Genomic DNA, 18,080 nt, shown 5'->3' with positions numbered 1-18,080 from the left:
GCGACCGTGGGGAACGACTCGCTCATCACCTCGCTGACCGGGTGGTCCCCGACGTTCTCGCCCGCGTGGACCACGTCGCCCTGACTGATCGAGCCGACCGGCACGCCGTTCTGGAGCACCGGGAGCTGCGAGTACGCCTCCTCCTCCATCAGGTCCACCGCCTCGCGCACCGCGTCGTCGGGCGCGACGCTGATCACCGTCTCGTTCATCAGGTCGCTCGCGCGAACGACCTCGCCCTCCGCCTCTTGGAGCGCGTTGACGATCCGCCGGAGCGTCGAGAGCCGCGGGTCGACGTCGCCGCCCTCGATCCGGGCGATCAGGGGCTGTGAGACGTCCGCCGCGTCCGCCAACTCGCTCTGTGTCAGCTCCAGCGTCGTCCGCCGTTCGCGGAGGTCCTGCGGCGTGGGGAGTTCCATACGGTCAATAACTCCGGGTTATTAGAAAAGGTTTCGACGGCGACCGATATCGCGGCGACGGTCGGGGCTCTCCGCGATCGGAGCGCCTTACTCGGCGTCGCCGTCGTCGTCTCCGTCCGTCTCGACGATCTCGATGACCTCGAGGGGAACGTCCCGCAGCGCGCCGCCGACCTCGCTTTTCGCGATCCGCTCGGCGTGCTCCTCGCTGTCGGCGTTGAAGATGTCGATCTCCAAGAGGAGTCCGACGAGGGCCGTGTTGGCCGCGAGGAACGCGGCGTCGAACGGCTCACCGCAGGCCGGACAGCCGGTGACGCCGGGTTCGACCTCGACGTACTGCTTGTCCGTCTCGTTGAGTCGCTTGCCGGCTTCGCTGACCGCGACGCCGATGGCGTCGTCGGTCTCCTCGACGTCACGGACCAACCAGGCGGCTTCCATCGCGACTTCGTAGTTGCTCATATCCGGGCGGACGGGCCGCAGGGTTTCCTTTCTTGTGGTTCGCCCGCGGTCGCCGTGCGAGAAGGTGTCTCCCGGAGGGTTACGGCCCCGAGAGCTACAACCGCTCGACGATCGCCGCCGTGATCTCGTTGGTCGTCGCGTCGCCGCCGAGGTCGCCGGTGCGCGGCCCGTCGGAGAGCACGCCCTCCACCGCGTCGCGCACCCGTTCGCCCTCTTCGCCGTAGCCGAGGTACTCCAGCAGCATGGCGGCCGACAGTATCGCCGCCGTCGGGTTCGCGACCCCCTCGCCGGCGATGTCGGGCGCGGTGCCGTGGACCGGTTCGAACAGCGCGTTGTCGTGGCCGACGTTCGCGGAGGGAAGGAGGCCGAGCCCGCCGACGAGCCCGGCGGCCAGGTCCGAGAGCACGTCGCCCGCGAGGTTCGGGCAGACGATCACGCCGTACTGCGTCGGGTCGAGCGGGAGCTTCGTCGCGAACGCGTCCATCAGCTCCTCGTCGGCGTCGACGCCGCGCTCCGCGGCGACCGCGAGCACTTCCTCGCGGAACCGCCCGTCCGTCTCGCGCATCACGTTCGCCTTGTGCGCGACCGTGAACCCGTCCTCGGGGCCGCCGGCGGGGCCGCGCCCGTCGGCGACGAACTCGCAGGCGTACGCCGCGAGCTCCCGCGACGCCGACGAGGTGACCACCCGAGTCAGCGTCGAGAGGTCGTCCGAGAGCCGGTCCTCGTGGCCGGCGTAGACGCCTTCGGTGTTCTCGCGCAGGAAGACGACGTCCGTCTCCGGGCGCAGCGCGTCGACGCCGGGGTACGCCTTGGCGGGTCGGACGTTGACGAACGAGTCCACGGCGTCCCGCAGCGGGAGGATGACGTCGGCGGCGGTCTCGCCGGCCGCGCCGAACAGCGTCGCGTCGGCGTCCGCGGCGAGCTCGTACGTCTCCGCCGGGAGCGCCTCGCCGGTCGCCTCCTTCGTCGCGTCGCCGGCCTCGCCCCGGACGAACTCGAAGCCGAGGTCGAACGACTCCAACACCTCCAGGGCCGCGGGGACGACCTCCCGGCCGATCCCGTCGCCCTCGATGACGGCGACCTCGTGGCTCACGCCTCGTCCCCCGGGATGTCCGCCTCCGGGACGTAGGGCAGCGACCGGGCGGTCTCGCGGACCGCGCCGGCGTTCGCGCCCATCAGCGCCGTGGTGTCCCAGACGCCCTCGACGAGGGCCTTCCGCTGGGCGTCGTGGACCGTCGCGTCGATCGCGGTGTCGTCGTAGGTGATCGTCTCCGCGGCCACGTCGATGTCGACCTCCGCGTCGGGGTTCGCCTCGACGTAGTCCTGAAGCGCCTCGATCGACTCCTGGTCGGCCGTGACCGTCGGGATGCCGAGCGCGAGGCAGTTCCCCGCGAAGATCTCCGCGAACGACTCGCCGACGACGGCGTCGATCCCCCAGCGCATCAGCGCCTGGGGGGCGTGTTCGCGCGAGGAGCCGCAGCCGAAGTTGGCGTTGACGACGAGGACGTTCGCGCCCCGGTACTGCTCCTCGTTGAACGGGTGTTCCTTCTCGTTGTCGTCGTCGTCGAACCGCTGGTCGAAGAAGGAGAACTGGCCCAGCCCGTCGAAGGTGACGACCTTCATGAACCGCGCCGGGATGATCTGGTCGGTGTCGATGTCGTTGCCCCGGACCGGGATCCCGGTACCGGAGACTTCGGTCACCTTCTCCGCCGGCGCCTCGCCGGCGCTGAAATCGGGCGAGCTCATACGATCGCCACCTCCTCCATCTCGCGGACGTCGGTGACCTCGCCGGTCACCGCCGCGGCCGCGACCATGATCGGGCTCATCAGCACGGTCCGCCCGTCCTTCGAGCCCTGCCGGCCGACGAAGTTCCGGTTCGAGGAGGACGCGCTCGCCTCGTCGCCCTCCAACTGGTCGTCGTTCATGCCGAGACACATCGAACAGCCCGGCTCGCGCCAGTCGAACCCGGCCTCGATGAAGATCTCGTCGAGCCCTTCGGCCTCGGCGGCGTCCCGGACGCGCTGGCTGCCGGGGACGACCATCGCGCGCACGTCGTCGTCGACCTCGCGGCCCTCGACGAACGCCGCGGCCTCGCGGAGGTCTTTCAGGCGCGCGTTGGTACAGGAGCCGAGGAACGCCACGTCGATGTCGTACCCCTCCATCGTGTCGCCCGGCTCGACGCGCATGTGCTTCTGCGCGCGACGCGCGGTGTCGCTGTCCTCCTCGGGGAGGTCGTCCGGGTCCGGGATGGGCTCGGTGATGCCCGCGGTCTGTCCCGGCGTGGTCCCCCACGTCACGGTCGGCTCGATCGCCGAGCCGTCGATGGTGACGATGTCGTCGTACTCCGCGCCGTCGTCGGTCCGGATCGACTCCCAGTAGGGCTTCAGCCGCTCGAACTTCTCGGGGTCGTCGGCGAAGGCGTCCGTCTCCCGGAGCCACTCGTAGGTGGTCTCGTCGGGGTTGACGTAGCCCGCGCGAGCGCCGCCCTCGATGGACATGTTACAGATGGACATCCGTCCCTCCATCCCGAGCTTCTCGATGGCCTCGCCGGCGTACTCGTAGACGTAGCCGACCCCGCCGTCGGTCCCGAGCTTCCCGATGATCGTGAGGATGATGTCCTTCGCGGTGACGCCCTCACCGAGCTCGCCCGTGACCTCGATCCTGCGGACCTTCTGTTTCTCCATCGCGACGCAGCCCGTCGCCAGCACGTCGCGGATCTGCGACGTGCCGATGCCGAACGCCAGCGCACCGAACGCGCCGTGCGTCGACGTGTGCGAGTCGCCGCAGACGATGGTCATGCCGGGCTGCGTGAGCCCCTGCTCCGGCCCGATGACGTGGACGATCCCCTGATCGCCGGAGTCCGGGTCGGAGAAGTCGATGCCCGAGCCGCGGACGTTCTCCTCCAGCTCCGCCATCATGCTTTCGGCGGCCTCGTCGCTGTAGGGCCGGTCGCGGTTGCCGGTCGGCACGATGTGGTCGACCGTGGCGTGGGTGCGCTCCGGGAAGGCGACCTCCCGCCCGCGCTCCTTCAGCATGCCGAACGCCTGCGGGCTGGTGACCTCGTGGACGAGGTGGAGCCCGACGAACAGCTGGTCCTGTCCCGTTGGCAGCTCCGTCACCTTGTGGTGGTCCCACACCTTGTCGTACAGGGTCCCCTCGCTCATCGGGGATCACCCGCGCGGGGCGCGGTCGCCGTCGCTTCGGTCCCGTCGCCGCGGACGCCCATCAGGCCGTCACCTCGGCCGACTCCTCTTCCTCCTCGCCCTCCTCCTGCCACGCGAACAGGCCGCGAAGCTCCTCGCCGACGGCCTCGATCTCGTGGTTCTTCTCGGCGTTGCGGAGCTGGGTGTACGACGGCCGGCCCGCCTGGTTCTCCGAGATCCACTCGCGGGCGAAGGTGCCGTTCTGAACGCCTTCGAGGACCTCCTCCATGTTCGCGCGGACCTGGTCGTCGATGATCTCGTCGCCCCGGGTGAGTCCGCCGTACTCCGCGGTGTGTGAAACGGAGTCCCACATGGCGCCGAGCCCGCCCTCGTACATCAGGTCGACGATGAGCTTCATCTCGTTCATGCACTCGAAGTACGCCATCTCGGGGGAGTAGCCCGCCTCGACGAGCGTCTCGTACCCCTGCTTGATCAGCGAGGCGATGCCGCCGCAGAGGACGGCCTGCTCGCCGAACAGGTCGGTCTCGGTCTCCTCGCGGAAGCTCGTCTCGACGACGCCGGCGCGGGTGCAGCCGATCGCGGCCGCGTACGCGAGCGCCTCGTCGTGGGCCTCGCCCGTGGCGTCCTGATACACCGCCAGCAGCCCCGGCGTCCCCTGGTCGTTCTCGTAGTTCCGGCGGACGATGTGGCCCGGCGACTTCGGCGCGATCATCGTCACGTCGACGTCCTCGGGCGGCTGGATCTGGTTATAGTGGATGTTGAACCCGTGCGCGAACTGGAGCGTGTCGCCGGGCTCCAGGTTCGGCTCGATCGACTCCTCGTAGACGTCCGCCTGGACCGTGTCGGGCAGGAGGACGCTCACGATGTCGGCCGCCTCGGCGGCGGCGGCCGGCGTCGCGACCTCGAGCCCGTCGCTCTCGGCGGCCGCGCGCGAGGAGCTGTCCTCGCGGAGGCCGACGACCACGTCGATCCCGCTCTCGTGGAGGTTCTGGGCGTGCGCGTGCCCCTGTGAGCCGTAGCCGAGCACGGCCACGACCGTCTGGGCGATCGCTTCGCCGTCCGCGTCTTCGTCGTAGTATACGTTGGATTCGACCGTCTGCATGTCGTTGTCGCTCATTGTGTAATGTGTGAGTGTGTGTCTGCGTCAGCTGTCGTGCGTCGTCGGTTCGCCGGCCGTTCCGGGTTTCTCTCCGGGCGCCGTCGGGACGTCGCCGCGCGCGAGCGCGGTCTGGCCCGTTCGAGCGATCTCGATGATGCCGAACTGGCGGAACGCGTCGAGCGCGTCGTCGATCCGCGCCTCGTCGCCGGTGAGCTGGACGGTGATCGTCCGCGGCCCGGCGTCGAGCGTCCGACCGTCGTACATCTCGGTGACGGCGTGGACCGCGGCCGGGTCGTCCGCCTCGATCTTCAGCAGGACGAGCTCCGCCGTCACCGCGTTGCCGGACACCTCGCCGACGGATATCACGGGTTTCAGCTTCGCCATCTGCTTTTCGATCTGGTCGATGCCGGGGTCCGTCTCCTCGACGACCATCGTGATCCGCGAGTGTCCGTCGACGGTCGTCGGCCCGACCGTGAGGCTCTCGATGTTGAACTGGCGGCGGGAGACGAGCCCGGAGACGCGCGCGAGCACGCCCGGCTCGTCCTCCACGAGCGCCGAGATGACGGCGCGCCGCGACTCGTGTTCGGCCTCGACGACGGGGTCGATCCGGATCCCTTCGAGATTTCGGCGCCCCTCCGGGTGGTCCCGCTCCTCGGGGCCCGGCTGCTCGCCCGGCGCCGGCCGGGAGTCGGGCTCCGGGACGCCGCCGGACGCGGAGCCGCCGTCGGTCGCGGGTCGGGAGTCGGGCGAATCGCCGCTCATAGCTGGTCCTCCGCGGTGGCGAACTTCCCGTTTGCGCCGCCGCTCGGCACCATCGGCAGGACGTTCTCCTCGGGGTCGACGTGGAAGTCGATCACGGCGGGGCCGTCGTAGTCGAGGGCCTCCTCGACCGCCGGCGCGACCTCGTCGTAGTCGTCGACGCGGAGGCCGAGGGCGCCGAACGCCTCCGCGAGCTTGTCGAACTCGGGCATCCACGTGTAGTCGGAGGCCATGTGACGCCCCTCGTAGAAGGCGTCCTGCCACTGCCGCACCATGCCGATGTACTCGTTGTTGAGCACGGCGATGGTGACGTCGAGGTCCTCGCGGACGGCCACGGAGAGCTCCTGCATCGTCATCAGGAAGGAGCCGTCGCCGTCGAAACAGACCACGTCGCGGTCGGACTCGCCCATGGCGTCGGCGGCGACCCGCGCGCCGACCGCGGCGGGCACGCCGTAGCCCATCGTCCCCAGACCGTGCGAGGAGACCCACGTCCGGGGCTCCGTGTACGTCCAGAACTGGGAGGCCCACATCTGGTGTTGGCCGACGCCGGTCGTCACGATGGCGTCGTCGTCGGTCGCCTCGTCGAACGCCTCGACGACGAACTGCGGTTTCAGCGGCTCGTCCTCGGGCGTCGCGTACGTGAGCGGGTACGTCTCCTTCCACTCGGCGCACCGCTCGCGCCACGCCCCGGCGTCGGGCGCCTCGCGGACCGCCGCGGTGAGCTGGTCGAGGACGCGCTCCGCGTCGCCGATCAGCGGGTGGTCCGCGTGGACGTTCTTCGAGATCTCGGCCGGGTCGATGTCGACGTGGACGACCTCGGCCTCGGGCGCGAAGGTGTCGATACCGCCGGTGAGCCGGTCGTCGAACCGGGTGCCGACCGCGATCAGGCAGTCGGTGTGGGTGATCGCCATGTTCGCGTAGCCGGTGCCGTGCATCCCGGCCCACGAGAGGCAGAGATCGTCGTCCTCGGGGAACGAGCCGATCCCGGGCATCGTCGTCGTCACCGGGATCCCGTACGTCCGCGCGAACGTCCGCGCGGCGTCGCTCGCCTCGGCCTTGATCACGCCGCCGCCGAACAGACAGAGGGGCCGCTCGGCCTCCTCGATGGCCCGAGCCGCCGACTCGACCGCGTCGGTGTCGGCGTTCGGGTCGGGGTCGGTGCCGGCCGGGGGCGTCGCCGGCCCCGGCGTCTCGTCGGTCTCGCCCTGCGTGACGTCCTTCGGGAGGTCGACGAGCGTCGGCCCCGGGCGACCGGCCCGGGACAGCTCGAACGCCTCGCCGACTGTGTCGCCGACGGTGTCGGCGCCGCTCGCGAAGTAGTTGTGCTTCGTGATCGGACGGGTGACCCCGATCGTGTCGGTCTCCTGGAACGCGTCGTTGCCGACGAACTCGGTCGGCACCTGTCCGGTCAACGCGAGCATCGAGTCGGAGTCCATGTCGGCGTCGGCGATCCCGGTGACGAGGTTCGTCGCGCCCGGGCCCGAGGTCGCCAGGCAGACCCCCGGTTCCCCGGACACGACGCCGTACGCGTCGGCGGCGTGGACGGCGCCCTGCTCGTGGGCCATCGTGACGTGGTCGATCGAGGAGCTGTACAACGCGTCGTAGACGGGCATGATCGCGCCGCCCTGGACGCCGAAGGCCGTCTCCGCGCCGGCCGCCTCGAGGGCGGCGACGACCGACTCCGCGCCGGTCGCGACCGTCCCCGCGGCGGGCGTCTCGTCGGGATCGGCGCCGGGCGCCCCGTCGTCGGCTCCCGTCGCCGGCTCCTCGGAGCCCTCCGGATCGTCCTCTCGTGGGTGTGCTGCTGTGTCGCTCATTGTCGTGGTGGTGTTCGGTGTGGCATCTCTCGCGCGTCGAGGGTCGGTCCGACCGCCGCCGCGATCGGATCGCGGTCCGTCGGCCGGCGGTCGATAGTTCGTCGAGTCGGTGAGGAAGGGGTGATGTAGGGGATTATACCCCTACGATGATCGGCGCGACGGCTCCGGCGACGTCGGCTGTCGTCGGAAGTGCGGTGTGCCGTCGCATCTCGCCCTGACCAACGGAGTCCGGGTATAAATCCCTGTCGGGGCGCCGACACGGTCGGTCGGATCGCGGCGTCGAACCGGTCCGCCGTTCCGAACCGGTTCGGGGCACGCGGACTCCCCGGAGCCCCCGTCGACTCGCGCGGCGGTCGCTCGGCGGGCTCCCCGGTCAGGGGGGCGGCCATCAGACCCGGACCTCCTCCTCGCGGTCGATGCCCGCCTCCTCGGCGAACCGCTCGACGTCGCCGGCGGTCACCTGCCGCTTGCCGGCGCCGTACTCCTTGACGCGTTTGGTGATGCGCCGGACCTCGCCGTCGCTCGGGACGAAGCCGGCCTCCTCCAGGTGCTTGCGCACGCTGTGGGTGCCGGTGTGTTTCCCGAGCACGAACTCGCGCTCGGCCCCGACCATCTCCGGGGTCATCACGCCGGTCTCGAACGTGTCGCTGTTCTCGATGACGCCGGCGGCGTGGATGCCCGACTCGTGCGCGAACGCGTTCCGTCCGGTGACGGGCTTGTTCGCGGGCACGGGGATGTCGGACGCCTCCTCGACGATCCGCGCCAGCTTGGTGATCTGGGTCGTGTCGATGCCGGTGTCGACGCCGTACACCGACTCGACGGCCATCACGACCTCCTCGTATGCGGCGTTGCCGGCGCGTTCGCCGATCCCGTTGACCGACACCTGCGCCTGCTCGGCGCCGTTCTCGAAGCCCATGATCGCGTTCGCCGCGGCCATCCCGAAGTCGTCGTGCGTGTGCACGTCGACGCGGGCGTCGGTCGCGTCGACGACGGCCTCCACCGTCTTCCCGAAGCTCGTCGGCATCGCCACGCCGCACGTGTCCGGGATGTTGATCCAGTCCGTGCCGGCGTCGCTGACCGCCTCGACGATCTCCGTCAGGTACGTCGGGTCCGTCCGGGTGGCGTCCATCGGCGAGAACATGCACTCGACGCCGGCGTCTTTCACCTTCTCGACGGCGGCGACGGCGCGTTCCTTCGCCTCCGCGCGGGTCGCGTGCATCGAGTCCTCCAGCTGGACGTCGCTGGTGGAGACGAACACGTGGACCATCTCGACGCCGGAGTCGATCGCGGCGTCGATGTCGCCGTCGACGACCCGCGCCAGCCCGCAGACGGTGGTGTCCGTCGCGGCGGCGATGTCGCTGACGGCCTCGAACTCCGCGTCCGAGTTCACCGGGAACCCCGCCTCGATGACGTGGGTGTTCATGTCGTCCAGCGTCGCCGCTATGCGGCGTTTCTCGTCGTAGCTGAACGACGTCCGTGGTGACTGTTCTCCGTCTCGTAACGTCGTGTCGAAGATCCGTACAGGACCGATTTCGATGTTAGAAGCTATCGTGCCCTGGAAGAACTCGATCCGCCGGGGTGTCCGACGAAGCCTCCGTGATGTCTGTCATCGACTGTCGACAGGACGGTCGAGAACTTAACGCTTGTGCCAATAGCAAAAACGACGCCTCGCTGACAGTGGCTCTCGTGTCGGCGTCGTCGAAAAACCGCCTGACGTGAGCGTCGTACCCATTCTTTATACTCCTTATACGCTAACCGCGAACGGCCGGGTATGTGGTTTCGGAACCGCGTTGATAAGCCCGATCGACGTTCGTTTCGTTTCGGCCGCGCCCGGGCACGCCGCCGCGGCGCCGCCGGCTCAGAGACCGAGCGCGTCGGTGATCTCGCGACGCGCCGCCAGCAGCGCCTCGTCCGTTCGGTCGCGGGGGCGAGCGGCGTCGACGTCGACCACCGTCTCGACCGTCCCGGGTTGGGCGCCGAGGACGGCGACGCGGTCGGCGAGGTACGCGGCCTCCTCGACGTCGTGCGTGACCATTGCGACCGTGGTCCCCCGCGCCGCCCACACGTCGAGCAGGTGGTCCTGCTGTTCGCGTTTCGTTAGCCGATCGAGCGCCGAGAACGGCTCGTCGAGCAGTAGCACCTCCGGCTCGTAGGCCAGCCCCCGCGCCAGCGAGACGCGCTGGGCCATCCCGCCCGAGAGCTCGCCGGGCGAGCTCTCCGCGAAGCCGCCGAGTCCGACCGTCTCGATCAGCTCGTTGACTCGGTCGCGCGCGGCGGGGTCGTCGCGGTCGACGTCGGCCGGGAGCCCGAGGGCGACGTTCTCACGCACGTCGGCCCACGCGAGGAGCCGCGGCTCCTGGAACACCATCCCGACGGCGTCGCTGCCGCCCTCGCGCACGTCGACCCCGCCGACCGCGGCGTCGCCCTCGAACCGGTCCTCCAATCCGGAGAGCACGCGCAACAGCGTCGACTTCCCGCAGCCGGACGGGCCGACCACCGCGAGGAACTCCCCGTCGCCGACCGCGAGGTCGACGCCGTCGAGTGCGACAGTCTCGCCGTAGCGCTTGGTGAGCCCGCTGACGGCGAGGGTCGGATCGGTCGGTGGGTCGGTCGGCGGATCGGTCGCCGGGTCCGTCGTCGGTTCGGAGTCTCGTTCCGTCTCGGTCGTCGCGTCGCCGTCGAGACGATGCTCGTCGTCGTCCGTCTCGACGTCGCTGTCAGCGAGCACGCCCCTACCGAACGACGACACGGTTCTTCACCTCCTTGACCGCCAGGTCCGAGAGGTTCCCGAGGAAGGCGAACAGCAGGATCGAGCCGACGATGATGTCCGGGCGCGCGAGCACGCGGCCGTCGCTCAGCAGGAATCCGATCCCCTCGCTGGCCGCGATCAGCTCCGCGGCCACGACGAACATCCACGCCAGACCGACGCCGCCCCGGATCCCGACGAGCAGGCTCGGCACCGCGGCCGGGAACACGACCCGCCGGAGCGACTCGATCCGGCCGAGGTCGTACACCTCGGCGACCTCCAGCAGGTCCTCGCTCACCTCGCCGATCCCCGTCGAGAGGTTGAGGTAGACGGGGAAGAAGGCGCCGACGGCGATCAGGAGCACCTTCGCGCCCTCGCCGATCCCGAACCAGAGCAGGAACAGCGGCACCCACGCCAGCGAGGGGATGTTTTTGAGGCTCTGGAGCAGGGGGTCGAGCAGGTCGGCGGCGAGTCCGGAGAGCCCGGTGAGCGTCCCGAGGACGACCCCGACGCTCGCGCCCAGGAGGACCCCGAGGAACACGCGCTGGACCGTGATCGCGACGTGGCCCCAGAGCTCGCCCGAGGCGCTCAGCCCGTAGAGGGTCTCGACCACTCGCAGCGGCGTCGGTAGCTGGTGGGCGGCGAAGACGCCGGTCGCGACCAGCAGGTGCCAGGCGACGACGATCGCCGCGGGCACGACGAGCCCGAGCAGCCACCGGAACCGGTCGGCGTCCGGGAGAAGTCCGGCGGCGGCCTCGGCTCCCGTCCGTCCCGTCTCGCGCGTCGTCGCCATCTCACTCTCCCCCGCTCCCGGCGTCGCCGACGCTCTCGGCCGCGAACTCCGCGTCGAGCAGGTCGTCGATGCTCCCCGCGGGGTCGGCGTCGTCGGTGACGAGCCCCTCCCGCTCCAAGATCGGCGCGAGGTCGGAGAGCAGCTCGCGGTGGGCCTCTCCCGGAAGCGGCTCGGAGAGGTCGGTGTGGCGCGTGAACACGCGCTCGGCCACCGCTTGGGACATCTCCGACTCGCTCGCGAGGATGCCCGCGGTCTCCGCGGGGTTCTCGATCGCCCACTCGCGGCCGCGCTCGTACGCCTCGACGACCCGCCGGGCGTCACCCGGGTGATCCGCGAGGAACCCGTCGAGGAAGTTGAGGAAGCCGTAGGTGTTGTACGCGGGCTCGCGGAAGAACAGCTCCGCGCCGTCGTGTTCCAGCTCCAGCTCGGCCATGTGCGGGTCGAGCCCGGCCCACGCGTCCACGTCGCCTCCCACAAGCGCCGACTGCCCCTCGGGGTGTTGGAGGTGGACGACCTCGACGTCGTCCTCGCTCAGGCCGGCGTCGTCGAGCGCCTGCAGCAGGAAGAAGTACGGGTCGGTACCGCGGGTGGCGGCGACGCGCTTCCCCTCGAGGTCGGCGACCGACTCGATCCCCGTCTCCGCGAACGTGACGAGCGCGGTCCACTCCGGCTCGGAGTAGACGTACGGCGTCGTGATCGGGACGCCGTTCGACCGCGCCATCAGCGCCGCGATCCCGGCGGTCGAGGCGACCTCCGCCTCTCCGCCCTGCGAGTACTCGTTCGCCTGGTTGCTGCCGAGGCTCAGCACCCACTCGATCTCGACGTCCGTCTCCGCGAACGCCGCCGACAGCCAGCCCTTCTCGCGCAATACGAGGCTGACTGGGTTGTAGTAGGCGTAGTCGACCGTCACGGTTCGTCCGTCGCTCCCGGCGCAGCCGGCGAGCAGCGAGCCGCCGACCGCCGTGCCGGTGCCGCGCAGGAACTGTCTTCGTTCCATCGTACCACCTCGTACCGGTGCCACTGATAAGGGCGTATGCTTATAGAGAATAATTATTTGCACCTATGATGTCTAATAGTAATTTATTCTGTGGCATGAGAGACGAACACAGGGACTGATCCGCCGTCTCGGAGTCTCTGACGGCGGTCCGCGCGGCTGAGTCTGTCCGCGAGCCGCGAGCCGTCCGATGCCCGACGTGTGTGATACCGGAACCGATTGCCGTCACGCGTCACGCGACCCGCGTCGTCGAGGCGACGGTCGCGCTCCGCGAGGCGCTCGTCGAGGTCGCCGGCTACGCGTCGTCGAGACCGCGAACCGCGTCGAGGAGAGCGCCGTCGTCGGCCGCGGCGTCGCCCTCGACGACCCGGTCGGCGGCCGCGAGGACAGTCCCGTTCGGGTCGGGTCGGTCGCCCTCGATTCGATCGGTGTCGCCGCCGGCGCCGTCGACGACGACGGTCGCGTCGGCCTCGCGCGCCAACGCCGTCGCGGCCTCGCGGGCCTCCGGACCGACGGGCTCGAACGGGGGCGCGGCGACGAGCGCGGCGCCGGCGTCACGGGCGGTCTCGGCGGCGGCGTCGCCCTCGGGGACTACCCCGACCGAGAGGTCGTGTCCGGCGGCCGCGAGGCGGGCGACGACCCGCGAAGCCTCCCGTCCAGTCCCGACGACGTGGAGCCGTCGCTGGTCGTCGCCGTCGCGGGCCGCGTCGCCCCCGCCGGCCGCGTCGACCGTATCGAAGGCGGTGACCGCGGGCGTCCCGGTCGCGGGGTTCCGACCGACGAACGCCTCCGCGTCGAACGCGGTCCGGAGCGCGCCCGCGGTCAGCACCTCGTCCGGCGGCCCGGCCGCGTGGACGCCGCCGTTCGCGAGGACGACGATCCGATCGCAGTACCGGGCCGCGGCGTCGAGGTCGTGGATCGCCGCGAGCGCGCCGCGCCCGTCGTCGACGAGGTTGCGGACGAGTTCGAGGGTGCGCACGGCGTGGTTCGCGTCGAGGCTCGCCGTCGGCTCGTCGAGCAGCAGCGCCGGGGTCCCCTGCGCCAGCGCCCGCGCGAGCAGGACGCGCTGGCGCTCCCCGCCCGAGACCTCCCTGATCGAGCGGTCGGCGAAGCGCGCGACGCCCGCCGCATCCATCGCCTCCCGCACCGCCCGGTCGTCGTCGGCGCCGTGGCCGTCGAACCGACCGAGGTGGGGGGTCCGGCCCATCTCCACCACGTGGCGGACCCGGAAGTCGAACGCGAGGCTCGTCTCCTGCGGGACGCTGGCGACGCGGCGGCCGGCCTCGCGCGCTGAGAGGTCGTCGGCGCGGGCGCCGTCGAGTCGCACCGTCCCCGAATCCGGCGCGAGCGTCCCCTTGATCGCCCGGATCACCGTCGTCTTCCCCGCGCCGTTCGGGCCGACGAGGCCGACGAGCTCGCCGCGGTCGAGCCGCAGATCGACCCCGGAGACGACCGGCACGTCGCCGAACGACGCCGTCAGGTCGCCGACCTCGACGAGCGGATCGGCGTCGGAGCTGGCGCCATTGGCGTCGGGACCGGCGGCATTGGCGTCGGTGGCCGGAGAGCCGCCGACCGCGTCGCCCCCGCTCTCGTCTCCGTCCGCGGCCGATTCCGCCCTCACAGCTCGTGCACCTCCCGGTTCGAGAGCAGGTAGACGAAGAACGGCGCGCCGACCGCGGCGGTGACGATACCGACCGGCAGCTCCGTGCTCCCCGCGCGGGCGACCGTGTCGGCGGCGACGAGGAACGATCCCCCCGCGAGCGCCGCGGTCGGCAGCAGGACCCGGTGGTCGGGGCCGACGACCAGTCGGAGGATGTGGGGGACGATCAGCCCGACGAAGCCGATGATCCCCGCGAAAGCGACGCCCGCGGCCGTGATCAGCGCGGAGGCGCCCAGCAGGATCCGCTTGGTGCGTTCGACCGCGATCCCGAGCCCCCGGGCCTCCTCCTCGCCCAGCAGGAGGACGTTGAGGTCGCGGGCGTACACGAGGAGGAGGACGAACAGCGGCGGCACCACGACCGCCGTCACGGCGACCTCGCTCCACGAGGCGCCGGAGAGGTGACCCATCAGCCACGCGACGACCCGGCGGAGCGACTCGCCGGCCTGCAGCTGGAGGTACGAGATGACCGCTCCGAGGAACGTCTGGACCGCGACGCCCGCGAGCAGGAGCGTCGCCACGGGGGTCCGCCCGTGTCGAGTCGCGATTGCGTACACGCCGAAAGCGGCCGCGAGCGCGCCTGCGAAGGCGAAGAGGCTGACGCCGGCGCCGTGCGAGAGCCCCAGGCCCACCGCGCCGATCAGCGGGAGCGTGACGGTCGCCGACAGCGCCGCGGGGAAGACGATGAAGGCGACGGCGCCGACGGCCGCGCCCGAGGAGACGCCGATGATCGACGGGTCGGCCATCGGGTTCCGGAAGAACCCCTGCATGACCGTCCCGGCCGCCGCGAGCGCGAAGCCGACCAGCGCGGCCATCAGGATGCGGGGGAGCCGGACGCCGACGACGATCTGCGCGTGGACGTCGTCGACCGGGAACGCGAACGGCGAGGCGTACGTGAGCCCGAGGCCGGGCAGCATCAGCGCCCCGGTCCCGTCCGAGCTCGCCTCGATCCCGGCCGGCACGGTAACCGCGTTCAGCACGGCCTTCACGACCTCCGCGGGCGGGATCCGGACGGGGCCGATCGCGGCGCTCACCACGGCCACGGCGACGAGCACGACCGCTAACCCCGCCGACCAGACCGACGCTCGCGTCCATGTACTCATTCGTTCTCCAACACAACTTGTAGTAGGTAAATACTTATTGGACGAGCCGCGTCGTCAATCCGATGCGAACCAGGTACGTCATCGCGATGGCCCTGCTCGTGACGACCGCCCTCGTGGGCGGCGTCGCGGGCGCGGCCGCGGGCGCACAGCCGACGACGACCGCGTCGCCGACCGACGAACCGGCGCTCGACGGTGTCGCTCACGGACCGATCGTCCACCAGACGGGCGACGCGTGCGGGTACCCGCTGGAGATCACGGACGCGACGGGGACGACGATCACGCTCGACGAGGCGCCCGAGCGGATCACGACCACCAACCCGTCGGCCGCCCAGACGCTCTGGGAGCTCGGCGAGCGGGACCGCGTCGTCGGCGTGACCCAGTACGCCGCGTACCTCGACGGGGCGAGCGAGCGGGAGAACGTCTCCGCGGAGGGGCTCGGCGTCAGCGTCGAGCGCGTCGTGGCGACCGAGCCGGAGCTCGTGCTCGCGCCGAACGCGTCGGCGGGCCAGGTCGAGGCGCTCCGCGAGCAGGGCCTCACCGTCTACCACTTCTCCGAGGCGACCTCCATCGAGGACATCGCGGAGAAGACCGAGACCGTCGGCCGCCTCGTCGGGAACTGCGAGGCCGCCGCCGAGACGAACGCGGAGATGAACGCGGCCGTCGCGGACGCCGAGAATCGGACGGCCGACCTCGACCGGCCCGACGCGCTCTACCCGCTCGGCAGCGGCTTCGTCGCCGCGAACAACACCTTCATCAACTCGATCATGGAGGCCGGCGGCGTGAACAACGTCGCGGCCGCGGAGGGCGACGGCTACCCGCAGCTCTCGAACGAGGTGATCCTCCAGACCGACCCCGATCTGATCTTGGTGACCACCCCCGACGCGGCCATCTTGGAGGAGGAGCCGTACGCCAGCACCACCGCCGGTACCGAGGGCAACTACGTCGTGATGAACGTGAACTACCTCAATCAGCCGGCGCCGCGCAGCGTGATCGAGTCGACGACCACGCTCTCGACCGCCGTCGCGGAGCTCCAGACCGAGGACGGCGGCGCCACCGACGGCGAGGACGGGAGCGACGGTGAGGACGGGACCGACGACGACGCCACGGACGACGGCGAGAGCGGAACCGACGGCGACGGCGGATCGACCGAGGACGGCGGTGACGGCGGCGACGCGAGCACCGGCGACGAGGCGCCCGGCTTCGGCGTCGTCGCCGCGCTGGTCGCCGCGATCGCGGCGGCGCTGATCGCGCGGCGGCCGTAGACGGCCCCCGGGCGGCGACGCTACTGGTTCGCCGATCGGGCGTCCAGCGCGACGGGGATCGACCGGGCGGCGACGTCGCCCGCGAACGCCTCGCCGTCCGCCTCCAACTGCTCGAAGGTGTCGTAGTGGATCGGGACCACCAGGTCCGGGTCCATCCGCTCGGCCAGGTCCGCGCTCGCGTGTCGGTCCGAGACGATGCCGCCGCCGCCGATGTTCGCGAGGAATATCGAGACGTCGAGCTCGGCGAACGCGTCGAGCGCGTCCGAGTCCCCCGGCCAGAAGACGGTGCGGTCGCCGAGGCCGAGGAGGAAGCCGCAGCCGAATCCGGGCGGGTGCGTCACCGACCCGTCGGGGCCCGCGTTCGGTCCGTCGGGGTCGTTGCGGGCGGCGACGGACCACACGGTCGCCTCGCCGGCGGGCGTGTCGACGTCGACGCGCGCCTCGTCGTCGACGCGCACCACGTCGTAGTCCTCGGCGAGCGAGTCGACCGACTCCACGTCGCGGTCGATTCCCGCGGGGTCGACCGCGTCGTAGATCACGAGCGTCGCGTCCTCGCTCGCGACCGACCGGATCCCGTCGGTGTCGTAGTGGTGGTCGTGGGTGACGACGACGAGGTCGCCGTCGCGCGCCCAGTAGTCGTCGAGGACGCCGTACCGTCCCGGGTCGGTGTAGGCGACGGGGCCCTCGTCCGGCGCGAGCCGCGCCGTCGCGTAGCCGAGCCACTCCACCGCGAAGTCGTCGTAGCGAACCGTCATGGCTCCCGTTCCGGTCCCGGGCGCCTTCAGGGTGGCTATGACCCCTCGACCGCGTCGACGCGGATCAGGTCCCACGCGTCGTCGAGGTCGGTCGCGGCGGCTTCGGTATCCGAGTCCCGGTCGGGCGCGAACGCCGGACCGAGCACGTGTTCGGGGACGATCGGCATGGGGATCGGGACGTAGCCCGCGGCCCGCATCGGCGCGAAGCCGCTGGCGCTCTCGACGACCGCGCCGTCGGCGCCGCGTCGCACCCGGAACCGCTTGTCGTCGGGGTGGCGGCTGTACGCGTACGGGAACGCCTCCGCCGGCGGCTCCCGGAGGCTCTCGACGCCGGCGAGCACCGCGACCACCCGCCCGTCGACCTCGCAGACCAGCCGCGGGACGACCGGGCGCCCCGACTCGTCGACGGCGGCGGGATCGATCCCCGGCCCCGCTGGCACCGGCCCGACCGGCGTGTCGGTCTCGCGCCACGCGAACGTCGGTTCCCCGAGCCCCTCGAACCGGACGCAGGCGTACCCGCCGCCGGCGACGGGGATCCGGTCCGGCCCGGCGTGGAACTCCCGGCGCCCGTCGCGCTCGGCGACGAGCAGCGGGGGGTCGGCGAGCAGCGACCGCACTCGCTCGGCGGTCGCGTCGTCGTCCACGACGAAGTAGGCGCGGCGGTCGCGAGAGAGCGCGTGCGCGAGCCGCGAGGCGATCACCGTCGCGGTCGCGTCGTCCGGCGTGAGCGGCTCGACCGCGAGGGCCGTCGCGTCGCCTCGGGTCGCCACCGCCGGGGGCTCGGCCCGCGTCTCCGGCTGCGCGACCTCGTACCCGTCGTCGGCGAGCCGGGTCGCGGCCGCCTCCGTCAGCCGCCGTCGCGTCGCGTCCCCGAGCGGGCCTGGCATACGAGGGGGTACGGGCCCGAGCGTGAAGGGGTTTCGCGTGGGCGTCGCGGTCGGTCCACCCGGTGGACGCCGGTCCCGACGCCTCACGCCTCGTCGCCCGCGAGCCGCGCGACCCGCTCCAGCGTGTCGGCGTCCGCCACCGACTTGTCCTCGCGGACGCCGACACGCTGGA

General features: G+C 71.3%; 17 protein-coding genes. 1 reads left to right on the top strand and 16 read right to left on the bottom strand.

What is annotated here, in order from left to right; genetic code table 11:
• From DJ75_RS02230 to btuC, 14 genes are all read right to left on the bottom strand, one after another.
• The coding region (locus DJ75_RS02230; RefSeq protein ID WP_094522251.1) for a CBS domain-containing protein at positions 1 to 416 on the bottom strand (416 nt) is incomplete at its 3' end.
• Positions 417 to 503: 87 nt separating this feature from the next.
• Positions 504 to 872: a DUF555 domain-containing protein gene (locus DJ75_RS02225; RefSeq protein ID WP_094522250.1), complete on the bottom strand. Its 369-nt coding sequence runs from the start codon at positions 870 to 872 to the stop codon at positions 504 to 506.
• Between the two features lie 94 nt (positions 873 to 966).
• Complete coding sequence (locus tag DJ75_RS02220; RefSeq protein ID WP_094522249.1) at positions 967 to 1,965, bottom strand: isocitrate/isopropylmalate family dehydrogenase; 999 nt, start codon at positions 1,963 to 1,965, stop codon at positions 967 to 969.
• Positions 1,962 to 2,618 carry a 3-isopropylmalate dehydratase small subunit gene (gene leuD / locus DJ75_RS02215; protein WP_094522248.1) on the bottom strand — a complete coding sequence of 219 codons (657 nt, stop codon included), beginning with the start codon at positions 2,616 to 2,618 and terminating at the stop codon, positions 1,962 to 1,964. The genes DJ75_RS02220 and leuD overlap by 4 nt, the downstream gene beginning before the upstream one ends.
• Positions 2,615 to 4,036, bottom strand: coding sequence for a 3-isopropylmalate dehydratase large subunit (gene leuC / locus DJ75_RS02210; protein WP_094522247.1), 1,422 nt, complete (start codon positions 4,034 to 4,036; stop codon positions 2,615 to 2,617). Before leuC ends, leuD begins: the two co-directional genes overlap by 4 nt.
• Positions 4,037 to 4,097: 61 nt before the next feature.
• The gene (gene ilvC / locus DJ75_RS02205; RefSeq protein ID WP_094522246.1) at positions 4,098 to 5,153 is read right to left on the bottom strand and encodes a ketol-acid reductoisomerase; all 1,056 of its coding nucleotides are present in this window, start codon (positions 5,151 to 5,153) and stop codon (positions 4,098 to 4,100) included.
• Positions 5,154 to 5,180: 27 nt separating this feature from the next.
• Entirely contained in the window at positions 5,181 to 5,897 is a 717-nt protein-coding gene (gene ilvN, locus DJ75_RS02200; protein WP_094522245.1) for an acetolactate synthase small subunit, read from the bottom strand.
• On the bottom strand, positions 5,894 to 7,711 hold the full coding sequence (gene ilvB / locus DJ75_RS02195) for a biosynthetic-type acetolactate synthase large subunit (protein WP_094522244.1): 1,818 nt from the start codon (positions 7,709 to 7,711) through the stop codon (positions 5,894 to 5,896). Before ilvB ends, ilvN begins: the two co-directional genes overlap by 4 nt.
• 388 nt (positions 7,712 to 8,099) lie before the next feature.
• Positions 8,100 to 9,260, bottom strand: a complete 1,161-nt coding sequence (locus DJ75_RS02190) for a LeuA family protein (RefSeq protein WP_170938309.1) — start codon at positions 9,258 to 9,260, stop codon at positions 8,100 to 8,102.
• Between the two features lie 309 nt (positions 9,261 to 9,569).
• Complete coding sequence (locus DJ75_RS02185) at positions 9,570 to 10,460, bottom strand: ABC transporter ATP-binding protein (protein ID WP_254921869.1); 891 nt, start codon at positions 10,458 to 10,460, stop codon at positions 9,570 to 9,572.
• Positions 10,444 to 11,250 carry an ABC transporter permease gene (locus DJ75_RS02180; RefSeq protein WP_094522241.1) on the bottom strand — a complete coding sequence of 269 codons (807 nt, stop codon included), beginning with the start codon at positions 11,248 to 11,250 and terminating at the stop codon, positions 10,444 to 10,446. The genes DJ75_RS02185 and DJ75_RS02180 overlap by 17 nt, the downstream gene beginning before the upstream one ends.
• A 1-nt stretch (position 11,251) precedes the next feature.
• On the bottom strand, positions 11,252 to 12,247 hold the full coding sequence (locus tag DJ75_RS02175; RefSeq protein ID WP_094522240.1) for an aliphatic sulfonate ABC transporter substrate-binding protein: 996 nt from the start codon (positions 12,245 to 12,247) through the stop codon (positions 11,252 to 11,254).
• Between the two features lie 292 nt (positions 12,248 to 12,539).
• Positions 12,540 to 13,865: an ATP-binding cassette domain-containing protein gene (locus tag DJ75_RS02170; protein WP_094522239.1), complete on the bottom strand. Its 1,326-nt coding sequence runs from the start codon at positions 13,863 to 13,865 to the stop codon at positions 12,540 to 12,542.
• Positions 13,862 to 15,004, bottom strand: a complete 1,143-nt coding sequence (gene btuC, locus DJ75_RS02165) for a vitamin B12 ABC transporter permease BtuC (protein WP_094522238.1) — start codon at positions 15,002 to 15,004, stop codon at positions 13,862 to 13,864. Before btuC ends, DJ75_RS02170 begins: the two co-directional genes overlap by 4 nt.
• Before the next feature lie 62 nt (positions 15,005 to 15,066).
• Between btuC and DJ75_RS02160 the strand changes: the two genes are divergently transcribed.
• Positions 15,067 to 16,266, top strand: a complete 1,200-nt coding sequence (locus tag DJ75_RS02160; protein WP_094522237.1) for a PGF-CTERM-anchored ABC transporter substrate-binding protein — start codon at positions 15,067 to 15,069, stop codon at positions 16,264 to 16,266.
• Between the two features lie 20 nt (positions 16,267 to 16,286).
• Here DJ75_RS02160 and DJ75_RS02155 read toward each other — a convergent pair whose 3' ends face one another.
• A complete protein-coding gene (locus DJ75_RS02155) occupies positions 16,287 to 17,021 on the bottom strand; it encodes an MBL fold metallo-hydrolase (RefSeq protein WP_094522236.1) in 735 nt (244 codons plus the stop codon).
• 35 nt (positions 17,022 to 17,056) lie between these two features.
• Positions 17,057 to 17,908 (bottom strand): hypothetical protein, encoded by an 852-nt coding sequence (locus tag DJ75_RS02150; protein ID WP_094522235.1) that lies wholly within the window; start codon positions 17,906 to 17,908, stop codon positions 17,057 to 17,059.
• Positions 17,909 to 18,080 lie beyond the last annotated feature (172 nt).

The organism is Halorubrum sp. Eb13 (assembly GCF_002252895.1).
GTDB lineage: Archaea > Halobacteriota > Halobacteria > Halobacteriales > Haloferacaceae > Halorubrum.
This window is presented reverse-complemented; position numbering and strand designations above follow the sequence as displayed.